General features: G+C 27.7%; 8 protein-coding genes. 4 read left to right on the forward strand and 4 right to left on the reverse strand.

Translation table 11 applies throughout. The features are described from left to right. From X274_RS09350 to X274_RS09365, 4 genes are all read right to left on the reverse strand, one after another. Positions 1 to 1,496 (reverse strand): AAA family ATPase (locus X274_RS09350; RefSeq protein ID WP_047266568.1); only part of this gene is annotated, 1,496 nt, incomplete at its 3' end. A gap of 413 nt (positions 1,497 to 1,909) precedes the next feature. After that, on the reverse strand, positions 1,910 to 3,862 hold the full coding sequence (locus X274_RS09355) for a S8 family peptidase (protein ID WP_052913277.1): 1,953 nt from the start codon (positions 3,860 to 3,862) through the stop codon (positions 1,910 to 1,912). 15 nt (positions 3,863 to 3,877) lie between these two features. Further along, entirely contained in the window at positions 3,878 to 7,357 is a 3,480-nt protein-coding gene (locus X274_RS09360) for a carboxypeptidase regulatory-like domain-containing protein (protein ID WP_047266569.1), read from the reverse strand. A 179-nt stretch (positions 7,358 to 7,536) separates the two neighbouring features. Then, a complete protein-coding gene (locus X274_RS09365; RefSeq protein ID WP_047266570.1) occupies positions 7,537 to 10,524 on the reverse strand; it encodes a DEAD/DEAH box helicase in 2,988 nt (995 codons plus the stop codon). A 74-nt stretch (positions 10,525 to 10,598) separates the two neighbouring features. Here X274_RS09365 and X274_RS09370 point away from each other — a divergent pair, with 74 nt between their 5' ends. The 4 genes from X274_RS09370 to X274_RS09385 all read left to right on the forward strand — a co-directional run bounded on the left by X274_RS09370 (position 10,599) and on the right by X274_RS09385 (position 14,537). Continuing rightward, positions 10,599 to 11,285 carry a cytochrome c biogenesis CcdA family protein gene (locus tag X274_RS09370; protein WP_047266571.1) on the forward strand — a complete coding sequence of 229 codons (687 nt, stop codon included), beginning with the start codon at positions 10,599 to 10,601 and terminating at the stop codon, positions 11,283 to 11,285. Positions 11,286 to 11,289: 4 nt separating this feature from the next. Next, positions 11,290 to 11,949 (forward strand): thioredoxin family protein, encoded by a 660-nt coding sequence (locus X274_RS09375; protein WP_052913278.1) that lies wholly within the window; start codon positions 11,290 to 11,292, stop codon positions 11,947 to 11,949. A gap of 179 nt (positions 11,950 to 12,128) precedes the next feature. Beyond that, positions 12,129 to 13,382 carry an adenylosuccinate synthase gene (locus X274_RS09380; RefSeq protein ID WP_047266572.1) on the forward strand — a complete coding sequence of 418 codons (1,254 nt, stop codon included), beginning with the start codon at positions 12,129 to 12,131 and terminating at the stop codon, positions 13,380 to 13,382. 60 nt (positions 13,383 to 13,442) lie between these two features. After that, positions 13,443 to 14,537 carry an iron-containing alcohol dehydrogenase family protein gene (locus X274_RS09385; protein ID WP_047266573.1) on the forward strand — a complete coding sequence of 365 codons (1,095 nt, stop codon included), beginning with the start codon at positions 13,443 to 13,445 and terminating at the stop codon, positions 14,535 to 14,537. Position 14,538 lies beyond the last annotated feature (1 nt).

Genomic DNA, 14,538 nt, shown 5'->3' on the forward strand with positions numbered 1-14,538 from the left:
TTTACCATTGCATATGGCGTTAATACTAAATAACTATACATTATTGCTTTTATGTATTTTTCATCTAATCCCATGAATATTCTGTTGTCCATTTTGCTTAGTAGGTTTTCTATTTCTTTGGCAAATGGCTCTATTTTTCCATCTTCTAATATCGTTATTATTGCATTTTCTATTTCGTCTGTGTCTATATATTCTGTTAGCCTTTCTTCTATGTATTCTGTGAAGTATTCTGAGAATATTTTTTTCATTGAGTAATTGGGTATTTTTAAATATGTCCTTAATCCTTCTTTTTCAAATGTCATGAATCCAAGATAGAATAATAATGATTTTATGTCTTTTATTTCTATCCTTTTTCCTGGGTTGAACATTGTTGTTAGTTCTGGTAATGTTGTTCTTCCTGTTAATAGTATTTCATTTAGTAATTTCCCTATTATTTTTTTTGGACTTTCTTTTGCTTCTTGTTTTTCTTTTTCAGTTAGTTCTTTTTTGTTGTTTTTGTCTATTTTTACTCCAAGCAATTCACCAAGACTAAATAAATTCTGTACTTTTTTGTAATCGCTCATTATGTTGTCATCTATTATTTTTTCTGGTGGTTTTTTTTCTGAAAAATATTCTGTTATAAAATAAAATACCATGTCAGGATTATATACTTTTTCTTTTGCGTTTATGTTGAATATATATCCATTATAATTTTCCTGCATTTCTTTTAATAATTTTTCTGAATATATACCATAATATTCCAATAATTCTTTTACTTCTGCTTCTTTGAATCCAAGCATCTCGTTGAATTTTATATCTATTGTTTTATTTTTAGTTATATTAAATCCGCTGGTTAATGAGTCTAACATTATTGGACTTACACCTGTCATGAATAGTCTTTCTATTATTGTTTCTGTTCCTTTTTTTATTTCTTCATAGAATTTTCTTACAAATCCATGTTTTGTTACGCTGTCTTTGAATAAATCAAGGTTAAAACTCAATAGTTCATTTGCAAAATGATCATATTCGTCTATTAATAAGTATATTGGTTTTCTTATTTCATTCTTTATTCCGTCAAGAAATGAGCCAAGAATATCTGCTGGTTCTGTTAGTTCTTTTTCTATTTTTAGTTTTAATTTATAATCATTTTTAAAATTATCAAGAGAACGTATAACTTTATTTTTAAAACTATTTATTAATTTTTCTTTATTTTCTGTTTGTATTCCAGAAAAATTCATTTTTAAAATATAATAATTGTTTTTTAACGATGTTGGATTTTTTCCTATGTATAATTTTCCAAATAATTTTTCAAATTTCTCTGCATAATTGATATCATAATACTTTGCAAGTGTATCTAAGAACAATGTTTTTCCAAATTTCCTTGGCCTTAAAAACACTATATTTTTTTCATTTAATGATTCTAATTTTTCTATATGTTCTGTTCTATCTATGTAATAATAATTTTGCAATATTACTCTTTCAAAATTTTGTTCCCCATATGGTATTTTTTTCTTCATAAACACACCTCTTCTAATAAATAATGACAAAATCAAAAATACTTTTTTATTTTATTCTTATATATCAAGCAGAAAGCCGCTATTTTTTATTTCTTGTTTTATATATTTAAAATTTCAGATAACAATTCATTTTTTCTTTCATTTCGCTTTTATTTTAACATTTTTATCATATATTTGTCAATCAGTTTTAGAAAGATATGTGATTTCCCTACGAAAAGAGTGGATAATCAAGATTAATGAATCTGTTTTTACAGTATAAAATATTTATATTTTATCATATATTTCCTCACTTATTTTGGAAGAGAACTTAAAATATTGATAATAATAAAATAATTTGTGGTAGTTGCAATTTATTATTGTATAAATTGTTATATAATAAAAAAGAGAGGCCATTAGACCTCTCTTTTTTATTTTTAGAAAATAGTCCATGGTATAGAACCAGCTGGAACGTTTTTTACAAATCTTGCATCTTCAATAAATCCTTTTGACTCATTTTCTGGAATTATACCAATAACAGGAACTGGGTTTCCATTTATTGTTGCAATTCCTGAGAAAGTTATTTCAGAAGCTGACTTTGTAACATCTCTGTATATTATTAATTTAAATTGTCCACTTAAATTTGATAAATCAGCTGAAAATTCTGTGGCTTCTTCCGAAATAGAAAATTCTGTAGCTTCTTCTGTGGTATCAACATCTGTTACTAACAAAGTTGATCCTCCAGTTATTGTGGAATCTAATGTAATATCTAATTTAAATGTTGAATCTAATACTAAATAAATTATGGTACTTTCATCGCTTAATGTAATGTTTTTTGTTAATACAGTTGCTTCTTCTGATCTATAATTTAGTGAATCAAATTGCATATAATCAGGTCCACTTAAAACTAAAGTGTAATCTCCAGGATCTACAGAATAGAATGTGCCATATCCATCATCTGTTGTAACATAATAATTTGCTCCTTCTCCTGATTTTCTTATAAGAGAAATAAATACATTTGATAATGGTGCTCCAGCATTAGACATAACATAAAAATCATAACTTGCTCCCGATGTGGATGGTAATGTTTCATTTACAGCTGCAGCTGCATTTATTCTTCCATAACCTGCAGCATGATCCCAACCTGCAATATCTATGTCATCTGCAGTATTTTCTATCATTTTTCTTATTTGATATGGTGTTGCATTTGGATGTAATTGTTTTAACAATGCTGCCAAAGCGGAAACATGTGGTGTTGCCATTGATGTTCCGGCCCAATAATCATATGGTTCTGAATAAACACCATATATTTGAGCTGAATGTCTTGGAATAGTAGATAAGACCTTTTCTCCGGGTGCAGCTACAGAGATAGTATCACTTCTATTTGAAAAATCTGTAACTTCATCTCTTGCATTTGAAGCTGCTACTGCTATAACTCCAGGGTATGAAGAAGGATAATGCCAGTGTTGGTCAGTATGATCATTTCCTGCTGCTGCAACAAATACTGCATTGTGGAATAATGCGTAATCTATAGCAAGTTTTAGAGTTTTAGAATATCCTCCGCCACCCCAACTGTTTGATAATACTTGAGCACCGTTGTCAACAGCCCATATAATACCTCTTGCAACATACGCATCACCAATATAGTCTGGTTGGAATATTGGTATTGACATTATTTTTGCACCATATGCAAGTCCAACTACTCCATTTCCATCTTTTTTAGCAGCAATAGTTCCTGCAACATGTGTTCCATGATCATCTCCATCATCACCAGGGCCACCAATTACTGCATCATAATCTTCATCAGGCATTATTAAATTTCCACTAACTGGATCAAATCCTGCTACAAATTGACCGGCTAAATCTGGATGTTGTGCATCAATTGGTGTATCAATAACAGCAACTATAACATTTGTTCCAGTTGCAACTTTCCATGCATCAATAGCGTTAATTTTATTCATTCCCCACAAGCTATCTTCAGAAACACCATCTATATTTTTTGTAATTGTATCATCTATTATTTCAGGTTTAGGATCTATTAAATCTCTTTTAAAACTTGGCTCAACATATTTAATTCCATCAAGCTTTAATGATTTTAATTTATCATAAGCCTCTTTTAATGTTCCGTCAAATTTTATTCCAACAACCTTAATTTCTGGAATTTCAATATAAACTTCACCATTTAAAGCTTTTTTTATTTCTTCAATTGAATCTTTATTTTCGTATCCTACAAGTATTCTCCCTTCAAATACTTCTGCATTATTGAATTCGCTAAACACAACATTGTTATCTTTATCATTTTCATTCGGATTCAACAAAGTGGTCTGACAACTAGCAAAAATGAACAATATTGATAAAAGACCTATTAAAATATATTTTAAATTTTTCATATTCACCCCTCCTTATTATTGTTTTGACCAGTCATCGTCGCTTCTTAGACTGATTTCCCAATATGTTTTATAATATTTCAAAATACCTTTCACATCAAGTCTATCTCCAATAGTGGCATCTGAAGTTAATATATTAGATCCACCTTTATATACATATATTGAAGCTGTACTGTCCGTTGTGTCATATTCAAGACTTAACCCATATTTATCAATACTTGTTATTGTTCCTGATGAGCTAACTAAAGCACTTGCATAAGGATTTAATCCTATATCATTTTCCTCTAATATAGAAGGATCTAAAGGTATAGCATTTAATTCATTTCCAGATAGCTGATCTAATATCATAACATTTTTCACAGCAAATGTTTTTCCAAAAGTATCTGAATACATATCGCCTTTTACAATAAGAATATCACCGATATTTACATTATAAACATTAGAATCAAATTTCAATTTTAATGCCTTATTTGTTATAGGATCTTCTAAATATACATAATTTTTATATACATCTACTACAGAACCAACAATATTAGCACCAAATAAATATGTTGAAAGATATTTATCTTGAGATTCCTCTATGGAATATATATCATAAATATCTGTTCCAGTAGTAAATGTATTAAATGCATCGGCATCCACTCTACCAAATGGATCTACACCATATCCCTGATCTATAGAAATTGATATTGCACTTGATACATCATTTTGAGTATAAGCATATGCAAGATCTATTGCCCATGAATATGTTTTATTAGGAGCAAGTGGCTCATTATACATATATAATCCGTTAGCATTTAGTAAGAACCATTGTTGAGATGCATAATTTACTGCTAAAGGATAAGGGCCCATAACATCATACATTTGTTGATATACCTTACCATCTTCACCTATATATCCAGGCAATAAATGTTGTTCAGATTGAACTAAATCATAAATCCATAATGTATATTCAAAAATAGCATTATTCAATGAATTATCATAAACTTTTGGTCGGAATTCAAAAATAGGTTCTCTTGCAACGTTTGTTGATAACATAGATGGTGAGGTTAACTCTACATCAAACATACCAAGTGGAATTACAGAACCTAAATAATGTAATGTTGTTTCACCATCATCATAAACAGCCGTAACACCATAATGAACTTCTTTGCCAGGTTCCAACTTAGGGCTGTAGTCTCTGAAGATAAAGTTATTTTTTGAATATTGTGACACATATCCTGCTTTTTCCCAATTTAAGCCATCAAATGACCTGTATATATTATATCCATTTGGATATTGATACAATACCCCATCAGGATCAAACACATTAACAGGGATCCACCATACTTCAACCCATAAATTGGAATTTGGTTGTGCTGCTTCAATATTATAATCTAACTTTTTATTAAATTTTGACTCAAGCAATTTAATCTTATTTTCAACATTTCTTTTAATTAAATTATTTATTTTTACATTAGCTTTTTCAATATTGCTTCCTTGACTATAAAATCCTATTTCCATTCTTCTTGTGTAAGAATCCAAATTAGTTCCCATTCCGTAAGATGCCCAATCTGCAGGTGTATATTTCGGAAGAACTATGTCATTATTATTTAAAATATTTAAATACTTTACAATTTCAATTTGATTATCATTGTAATCATAAACTGTTATATGTAAATCCGTTAACCCATTGTAATCAAAAGTATTAAACACAAATGCCACTTCTGAAGCTCCTGATGTATAACCTCTATCGCCAGTCATAAACCCAGATCCTGGAGTTTTTCCTAAAGATGCATAAATAATATTTATATGATCATTTGATACAGGAGTTGCTGTAATTTCAACAAAAATAGGGTAATTAATTACAACATTATCAATATCTAAAGCTTCTGGTTTATTTTCAGGCGTTGCTCCATTTGAAGCCCAAAGATAGTAATCATTGTATTTATAAACACGAAAATCCACTTCTGGTAATTCTTGTGTATCTGGATCTGGATTTAATTCTGCTTTTCTTAATGTAATATAAACATCTTTTACTTCTCCTGCTTTAAGCTTTAGTCCATCAACTTTTGTCAATGCATGATTCAACTTAGTTGCTTCTATAGTTAATGTTGTAGAATCGGAAGTTAAATTCAATGTAATAGTCGCCATGCCATTTGCATCTGTTGTAGTTGAAATATTATTCACCAAAATATTTGCATTATCAACAGCAGGACCTGATTTTGCATCAGTTACATAAACTACAACAGTAGCATTCCCTGTTATTTCAGATGTAGGTGCAGTATATATGAATCCTTTTTCTGCTATTCCGCCAAATGGATCTTTTGCTACGATTATATAATTTCCATCTTTATTTTCAGTATTAAAGAAATTTGCATATTTTTCCCCTATTAAAGTCGAAGCTTCCTGAGTTCCTGAATATATTTCATATTTTAATTCATCGTTATCATTATCAACAGCATTCCATGTGAATTTAACTACAGAATCATTTACGGCTTCAGATGCAACTTCTGTTTCAAATACTGGTGCTGTATTTGATTTTGTTGTAAATAACCATACAGGACTTTTCGTTTCAAATCCTTTATCATCTCTAACAATAACATACCATGAAACACTATTTCCAGGTAAAAAACCGCTTATTGAAATCTGGGTTTGATCTGTTGTCGCAACAAATGTGTTATTAATATAAACATCAAATTCTAGCGGATCATCATCCACATCAGTTGCAACCCATGATAAGTTAACAACAGCACCGCTTTTAAAAGTTGAATACTCCCATGATACATCATTAGCATTATTATCTGGAATAGGTGTATCTATTTCCGGGAAATGATTATCTCCTTCATATACGCTATTAGCAACCTGAAAATTTATTTCAGGACTTTCGATTTCAATATTTCCTAATTCGACAGCTATAATTTTTACAGAATAATTACCAACTGTAATTAAGTTGGTTATTTGGTATGTTTTATTGGTTGTTGTACCATCTAAAGTAAATTCGCTTTCTCCAGGCTTTTTCATCAATATTTTATATTCATAATCTCTTCCATCTATATATGAAAATATTTCCCATGAAATAATTTTTGATGAATTTTTTAATATAGATGTGTTATTCTGAGTAAGAATTTTTATTTCTTTAACACTTGGAACAACTTTAAAAGTTAACTTGTTGGTTTTAACAGTTTGGTCTCCGGCTATAACTTCAACATAATAATCATAATCCCCTAACTCCCAAAGTATATCTTCTGGAATAGTTACATTTGTTAATTTTAAACCGCTCTTTTCAAAAACCTTTTTTCCAGATTTTTCTACAACTAATTTTGCAGTAAACGAATCAACTCCTGCAACAGACCAGCTAATATCTACAGATGTTTTTACAGGCACAACCCCGTTAATACCAGTAACAGCTTTTGTAATAGTTATAGCTATCGGTTTTTGTTGTGTTAAACATGACGTGAAAAGAAATAGTAATACAAAACTAAGGATTAGAAAAACAAGCTTTTTGCTACTTTTCATCCAACTACCCCCTTTTATAAGATATTGATAATTTACTAATTATTTAAATTTTTCTTTTTTTAATTTAACATCATATTATACAATAATTTTTTACTGTTTTCAAGTTACTTAAAGGTAAATTTAAATAATTAGGAAACCGAATATTAATTAATATAAAAAAGAAGCAACGTTAAGTTGCTTCACTCAAATAGTTTTAATATATCATCTTTTGATAAATTTTTTAGTATGGATTTTTCAACAGTTATTGCAAGATTATACAGATCTGATTTTGCCTTTTTTAATTTTAATATTTTTTCTTCTATTGAATTCTTTGTTATAAATTTATATACAAATACCGGTTTTGTTTGTCCAATTCTATAAACTCTGTCTGTTGCTTGATTCTCAACAGCTGGATTCCACCATGGATCATAATGTATTACATAATCAGCACCTGTAATATTTAACCCAGTTCCACCAGCTTTTAAACTAACTAATAGTAGTTTAATCTCATTATTTCTATTAAAATCTTCAATAATCTCTACTCTTTTTTTTGTTTGACCAATTATTTTACTATATTTTATATTCTCTTCATTCAACCATTCTTCCATAATATTAATCATTTTAACAAATTGCGAAAACACAACTATTTTATGATTTTCACTTAGTACTTCTAATACAAATTTTTTAAATTCATTAAATTTAGAAGATTCTATATTTAACCCAAGCAGTTTTGGATGATTTACAACCTGTCTTAATCTTAACAATCCTTCTAATATGCTAAAGTTTAAATTTCCCTGCGACATAGCTATTTTTTGTCTATATTCATGTAAAATTTGATGATATATTTTCACTTGATGTTGCGTCATCTCGTTAAATATATATTCTTCTGTTTTTGGCGGTAATTCGTTTAAAACATTTTCTTTTTTTCTCCTTAATATAAAAGGATTTATCTTTTCTTTTAATTTTTTTATACTTTCTTTATTTGCATAGGTATATTTTCTGTTAAATTCTTTTCTTTTTCCAAAAAAGCCTGGCATTAAAAAATCAAAGATATTGTATAAATCATTTAGTGAATTTTCTAATGGCGTTCCTGTTAAAGCTAACTTATGTTCGGCTTTTAATTTTCTAATTGTCTTATATAATTTGGTTTCATTATTTTTTATGTATTGTGCCTCATCTAAAATGATATAAAATAATTTTATTTTTTTAAATTCTTCAAATGAATTTCTTATTGTTCCGTAAGTTGTAAGTATTACATCAACATCTTCAGGTATTTCTTTTTGATTATTATGATAAATATAATATTTTATATTGGATGTAAATTTTTCTATTTCATATGCCCAGTTATATACAACAGAACGCGGAGCTATTATTAAAAATTTTCTATTATTTCCTTTTAAAGATAAAATTAAAGCTATAGTTTGAAGAGTTTTTCCGAGCCCCATATCATCTGCCAAAATTCCATTGAAATTGAGTTCTTGAAGATATCTTAAAAAATAATACCCGTATATCTGATAATCTCTCATAGGTATTTTTAATTCAGGAATTTCATACTCTTTTATTTTTTCAAAATTTTTAATATTTTCAATAAACTGTTTTGTTTTATCATCAATGGTATTTATTTTTAATTCTTTGCTATTTAATAAAGAATATATGTTATAGACTTCTATTTCTATTTTTTCATCCTTAAATTTAATTTCTTCTAATTTTTCAAGGATTTTCGGCGGGATTTTTATAAATGTTTCGTCTTTTAATATTATAAAATTATTTTTTCTATTTTTGGCAATATTTAAATCTATTTTTCTATTATCTTTTAATTCAATTTCACCATCAATATCAAACCAGTTATTCTTCAAATTCAGGTTTAATTTCATACTTTTTATTTCATGCATTTTTATATTTTTATTCATTTTTACTATTACGTTTTTATCCAGATTTTTGATTTTATTTTCTATAAAATCAAAAAATGATTCTATTTCTAAAAACCCCTTTCCCTGATTATCCAATTCAATTCCAGCATTTTTTAATGAATTAATTAATTTTTCTTCTTCTTCAAGATTTCTATGTTTGTAATCTTCATAGAATTCTACTTCATTACTATATAAAAATTTTCCTTTCAGATAGAATTTATCTTTAATAAAATTTATATATAAATTCAACTTAGGAATAAATAAATCCTTTTTTATTCCCAATTTATCGTCTATTTCAAGTTCTAACCCGTAACGTTCATATTTTATTAAATGTTCTTTTATAAATTTTTCCAATCCTTCTTTATTTTTAAAAGTTATATATGTTTTTATATTATCGTATTTTGGTAAATGGATAGAAGCTTTTGTTTTTATTAAAGATATCATGTTATTTTCAATATAAGCCATATCATTAATCGAAGAAATAATATTATCATATTTTAGTTCTGGCAATATTTCTATTGTAGCTTTATTTTCTTCTTTATCTTTTTTTAGATGTATTTTTAATTTGATATCTTCCCCCCAATTTATCATTTTTTTATTTCTAAAAAGTACTTTTTTATTATTAATTTTTTTAATATCTTCAAAACTTTTTAAGACAAGTTCATAACCTGGTTTTGTTTCTATATATCCAGGAGTCAATAATTTTTTTATATCGATTTCATCCTCAGGTACTTTTAATTTTAAAAAATCCATAACTTCATTATATGAGTTTATATCTTTTCTTAAAAGAATTCTGTTATTTTTTTTATATCCCAATTTTACTATCGTTTTTTGTCTGTCGGGATATATTAAATAATATGTATCGCCATAATCTTTAAAATTAAAATAATTGTCTAATCTATAATCCAGTGTATAATCATCATCAAATATACCCAGACTTTCAATATATTTTTCAATTTCAATAATTAAACGAACGATATGTTTACACAAAAACGGTGCCTTTATATTATCCTGGCAAGTACAGTTGTATTTTATTTCATGTTTTTTTTGATTGAATATTAATTCAGGCTTTGCATAATTAAAATATTCAAGGAAAATTACTGAAAATATTGTTTTTTCTTCATCATTGTAAATTGCAAATTCATAATCTTCATAATAATATTGAGCTAATTCAAGTTCCAATGCTTTTTTTATCAATTTTTCTGGAATTACTTTTTTTATATTTTTCAATCTTTCCAGTAATATACCGGTATTTTTTATATATATCTTTTTATCCATGATAATCTCCCCTTTTAAAAACTGAGTTTTTTTGTTATAATTATATATACAAAATTTATATATAAGGTGATAATATGGAGAATTTGACATTATCAATCCAGCCGACTATAAGTTATCTTGGATCATTTTTGGGCGGAATACTGTCATTTTTCAGCCCATGTGTTTTACCTTTAGTTCCTCTGTTTTTCGGTATATTGATACCTGATATTAAGAATTTACCCCTAACGTTAAAACGAGGTATTGCATTCTTTATCGGATTGTCAATGTTTTTTTCTTTACTTGGAGCATTAGCCGGTAGTATAGGTTTTATATTATCAAAATATCAGTTTATACTTAATATTATAGCAGGGATTTTTATTATAGCAATGGGAATATATTATTTAATTGATAAATCATTTTTTAAGGGGTTAAAATTTAATTTTTCAAAATATAAAAATACATCATTTATAAGTGCTTTTATACTTGGAATTTTGATTTCATTCATATGGATACCGTGTTCTGGACCTGTATTGGCCGCTGTTTTAGCCTTTGCCTCTACAACGTCAAATGCTTTTAAAGGTGCGTTTATGCTATTTTTGTATTCACTTGGAATTTCAATACCTTTTTTATTTTTAAGTGGCATAATCAGCAAAATAGTTTCAAAAATTACATTTGGTACCCCTAAATGGGAAAAATATTTAAGAATTACAGGAAGTGTTATTTTGATTTTAATAGGTATTTTAGTTATTTTTGGTAAATTCAATTCATTACAGGGAGTGTGATAAAATGAAAAATTTATTTGTTTTTGCGATGTTTATATTTGCAATATCTATATACAGTTATGCAGCAAACCTTGATGATTTTATTATTCATGATTTTAATACAGCTCTTAAAATAGGTGAGATAACAGGAAAAAATGTTGTCATTATGTTTTCCTCTAAAAGCTGTTATTATTGTAAAAAATTTAAAGAGGATGTATTAACAGATAAGGAAATTCAGAAATGGTTAAGAACAGAATTTATATTCGCTGAAATATATGCAGATAAGAATAAAATTGCAAATTTTAAGAATAAAAGTATGAATTATGTTGAATTATTCGGTGCTTTTGGAATACGTGGAACACCAACATTTTTCTTTTTTGATAAAGAACCACTTGCTCAATTACCAGGATTTGTTGAGAAGGATACTTTTTTGTCCATCTTAAAATATTTTAAATATTTGAAAACAAGAAATATTAAGTATCAGGATTTTGTGAAAAGCAATATAAAAGTTAATATTGAACGCAAAATTTTAAAACTAAAAAAAGAAGATATAGAGTATTTACTTTTAAATGATCCAAATACAAAAAAATACAATGAAAAAATGGATAAATATACAAATGTGATTTTGGATAAGGTTGATAAAAAATTAGAAGAAAACTTTTATGTTATAATTTATGAAAAGTAAATATAAAAAATATTGTTTTTAGTGATTTTCTATGATATAATATCCATGTAAAATAATAGTAGATATATAATAAAATCAAAGGACGGTTTTATTATGAAAATAACAAAAATAAAAAAATTATATATAAAAAACAAAAAGCCCTTTAATGGGGCTTTTTTACTTTTTTGGAGGTGAAAAGGATGAAAAGGGTTGCTATTGTTGGAGCACAATGGGGTGATGAAGGTAAAGGAAAAGTTGTTAATTATTTCTCAAATAATTATGAATGGATTGTAAGATTTTCTGGTGGAGCCAATGCAGGACATACTATATATTACAAAGGGAAAAAATATGTAAACCATTTATTACCTTCAATTATACCTGAAGGTAATTCAAAAGCTTTTTTAGGAGCAGGAATGGTTATAGATATAGAGCAATTAATAAAAGAACTGGAAATTCTGGAAAATGATTTTCCGGGTGTTTCTTCAAAAATATATATAGATTTAGAAGCTTTTATAGTTTTACCATATCATAAAGAAGAAGATGCAATTTTAGAAAGTTTAAGAAAAAATCCAATAGGAACAACAAAAAAAGGAATTGGTCCTGCATATACTGATAAGGTATCAAGAGAAGGATTCAAAGTTTACCACCTTTTTGATGAAGATTTATTAAAACAAAGACTTGAAGAGATTATTTATTTAAAAAGGAATATATTTGGTGAAAAATATAATTTTATGCCAGAAGATATTTTTAATTACCTGATAAAGCAGAAAAAAAGATTGGAAAAATTGAATGTGAATTTCACTTCTGCAATAGATATGGCTGATGTTTTCAGAAACACTTCTGTATTATTTGAGGGTGCTCAAGGTGTGTTACTTGATCTTGATTTTGGCACATATCCTTTTGTGACTTCCGGTGCAACAATGGCTCATGGTGTTTCTTCCGTCGGTTTTTCAACATTTGAGCTCGATGAAGTATTGGGTGTATTAAAAGCATATACAACACGCGTTGGCGAAGGGCCTTTCCCAACAGAAGAATTTGAAGAAATTGGTGAAGTAATAAGAAAAAAGGGAAACGAATTTGGCGCAACTACAGGAAGGCCAAGACGTGTTGGCTGGCTTGATTTACCCGCATTGAGATATGCAAAATTAAGATCTGGCTTAACAAAATTTGTCATTACAAAAGCAGATGTTTTAAATGGACTTGATGAAATAAAGGTTTGTGTTGGTTATGAAATAAATGGAAAAATAAAAGAAATTCCAACATCATCCTATGATTTTTTTGTGGCAAAACCTATATATGAAAGTTTAAAAGGATGGCCTGATACAAAACATATTAATTTCTTGAAATATATGGCATTTATTGAAGAAAAAACAGGTATTGAAATTTCTCATATATCCTACGGACCTAAAACAGAAGAAATGTGCAGTAAAAATGAGATGATATTTAATATTTAATTACAGATTATGTTATAATAAATAATAGAATAATGCTAATCGTGTATAAGGAGGGGTTTCATGTTGTATAATATGCCAACAAAATTATATTATGGAAAAAATATTATTTCGCAACATAAAAATGAAATGATCTGTGGTGAAAAAGCTTTAATTGTAACTGGTAAAAATTCTGCCAAAATAACAGGCGCTCTGGATGAGGTGATTTCTGTTCTTAATGAATTCAAGATACCCTATGTTCATTATGACGGAATTGGCGAAAATCCAACATATGATATGATCTTAAAAGGAAGAGACATTGGTTTAAAAAACGAATGTGATTTTGTTATAGCTATTGGTGGTGGAAGCCCTATGGATGCCGGAAAAGCTATAGCTGTATTAACAGCAAACCTAGATTTGATTCCTGATGATTTGTTTGATAATAATAATTATGACGTTTCACTACCAATTGTTGCTGTGCCAACGACTGCCGGAACAGGAAGCGAAGTAACTGAATATGCTGTTTTGACAAAGCCAAATGGAAGAAAAACCGGTTTTAAAAGTAATTTAATCTTTCCTGATGTCTCTTTTTTAGACCCTATATATATGTTAAAGATGAATAAAAACCTCACATTAACTACTGCGGTTGATGCGCTGTCCCATGCTGTAGAAGGGCTTCTCTCTAAAAAATCAACTCCAATATCAAATATACTTGCCAGAGAATCCATTGAATTAATATATAGATATTTACCAAAAACTTTGGAAGATCTGGAAAATATTGAATACAGAGAAAAGCTGGCTATTGCATCAACTTTAGCTGGTATGGTTATAGCACAAACAGGAACAATCTTACCTCATTCATTAGGATATAGAATTACAATACATAAAGGAATAAGACACGGACAGGCTACAGCTATATTTTTACCAATAATTGCCAAAGAGGTAAAGAAAGAAAATCCAAAAAAAGTAGAAACTCTTGAAAAAATTTTTGGAACTTTAGAAAATTTTGAAATCTTTTTAAAAGAAATAGGAACATATAATTTTAATATAGTTTTTACTGAAGAAGAATTAGAATTATTTTCTGAAGAAGTTATGAATTCATCGCATATAAAAAATACACCTGGTAATTATGATAAAAATAAAATTAAAGAAATGTATAAAAAAATTGCAAAAATATGAT

Origin of the sequence: Marinitoga sp. 1155 (assembly GCF_001021175.1) — a bacterium.
Taxonomy (GTDB): domain Bacteria; phylum Thermotogota; class Thermotogae; order Petrotogales; family Petrotogaceae; genus Marinitoga.